Annotated in this window: 1 pseudogene; it reads right to left on the bottom strand. The window is 68.7% G+C overall.

What is annotated here, in order from left to right:
• Positions 1-2,156, bottom strand: a pseudogene (locus ACZ6ZQ_RS38460) (beta-ketoacyl reductase); the annotation flags it as partial.
• Between the last annotated feature and the right edge of the window lie 7 nt (positions 2,157-2,163).

Raw genomic sequence — 2,163 nt, 5'->3', positions numbered from 1 at the left:
GACAGCCGCTCGACGAGCAGCATGCCGACACCTTCGCCCCAGCCCGTACCGTCAGCGGCGGCAGCGAACGCCTTGATCCGCCCGTCCTCCGCCAGACCACGCTGACGGCTGAACTCAATGAACGTACCCGGCGTCGACATGACCGTCACACCGCCGGCCAGCGCCAGCGAGCACTCGCCCTGCCGCAGCGCCTGAACCGCCCAGTGCAGCGCGACCAGCGACGACGAGCACGCCGTGTCGACCGTGACTGCCGGGCCTTCGAGGCCGAACACATAGGAGAGCCGGCCGGAGACGACGCTTGCCGCGTTGCCCGTGCCCAAGTGGCCCTCGAGACCCTCGGGCTCCTCAAGCAGGACGGACAGGTAGTCCTGGCCGTTGGTGCCGACGAAGACTCCGGTCTGGCTGCCGCGCAACGTCGCCGGGTCGATCCCCGCGCGCTCGAACGTCTCCCAGGAGGTTTCGAGGAGGAGACGCTGCTGCGGGTCCATGGCGAGGGCCTCGCGTGGCGAGATCCCGAAGAAGTCGGCGTCGAAGTCCGCCACGTCGTAAAGGAATCCGCCTGCACGCGCATACGAGGTTCCCTGCGCACCGGGGTCGGCGTCGTACAGCGACTCGACGTCCCAACCCCGGTCCAATGGAAGGTCCGAGATGGCGTCGCCGCCCGATGCGAGCAGCTGCCACAGCTCTTCCGGAGTCCGTACACCACCCGGGAAACGGCAGCTCATCGCCACGATCGCGATCGGATCGTCGTCGACTGCCGAGGTCACAGGTCCGGCCGCCGTGACCTGTGTGCCGAGCAGTTCGGCACGCAACTGGGCGGCGAGGGCGATCGGGGTCGGATAGTCGTAGACGAGCGTGGCCGGCAGCCGCAGCTCGGTGGCCGCGCCCAGGCGGTTGCGCAGCTCGATTGCGGTCAGCGAGTCGAAGCCGATCTCGCGGAACGCACGCCCCGCCTCGATGTCCTCGGCACCGGAGTGCCCCAGCACCTCGGCAACCTGAACACGAACAAGGTCCAGGAGGTACACCTCACGGTCCGCCTCAGCCATACCCTGAAGCCGCTGGGCCAGTGACGAACCGGCAAGCCCCGGCCGGTCACTCGCTTTCCCTGTGCCGTCGACGACAGCCACCGCTTCGGGCAGTTCCGCAAGGAGGTTACTGGGCCGTATGGCGGTGAAGCCGGGCGCGAAGCGCTCCCAGTCGACGTCCACGATCGTCAGAGCTGCGTCGGAGGAAGCGATGGACTGCTGCAGTGCCGTGATTGCTAGATCCGCGTTCATAGGCGGTACGCCGCCTCGGCGCATGCGCGCATCCATCGCCTCATCGGCAGCCATACCACCGTCCGCCCACGGACCCCACGCCACCGAGGTCGCCGCCAGACCATCCGCACGACGCTGCTCAGCAAGCGCATCCAAGTAAGCGTTAGCGGCCGCATAGTTCGCCTGACCCGCCGCACCCACCGTGCCACTCATCGACGAGAACAGCACAAAGGCAGCCAGCTCGATACCCAGCTCGGTCGTCAGGTCGTGGAGATTGCGGGCCGACGTCGCCTTCGCGCGCAGGACACTATCGATACGGTCCGGGGTCAGACCGTCCAGGACACCGTCGTCCAGGACACCGGCCGTGTGCACCACGGCGGTCAGTGAATCCGCCAGCGTGGACAGCAGGGCGTGCAGGGCCTCACGGTCGGCCACGTCACACGCGACGACGGAAGCCTCCACACCCAGCTCGGTCAGCTCCGCCACCAGCTGAGCAGCACCCGGAGCCTCCAGCCCGCGGCGACTGGTCAGCACGACACGCTCCGCACCCGCCGTGGCCAGCCAACGCGCCACCCGGCCACCCAACGCACCCGTACCACCCGTGACCAGAACCGTGCCATCAGGCGCCCACGAGCCCTCAGCCCGCGCAGCGCGCACCAGGCGCCGGCCGAACACACCCGACGACCGCAGCGCAACCTGATCCTCACCACCAACACCAACACCGGCAAGCACGCCGACCAGCCGGGACAGTGCACGCTCGTCCAGCACACCCGGCAGATCAACCAGACCGCCCCAGCGCTCCGGCAACTCCCACGCCGCAACCCGCCCAAGACCCCACACCTGCGCCTGCACCGGCGACACGAGACGGTCCGAACGACCCACCGACACCGCACCCCGAGTCAGACAC

This window comes from Streptomyces sp. NPDC053673 (genome assembly GCF_055585225.1).
Note: the sequence above shows the minus strand (reverse complement) of the source record. Positions and strands in the feature narration are given on the sequence as shown.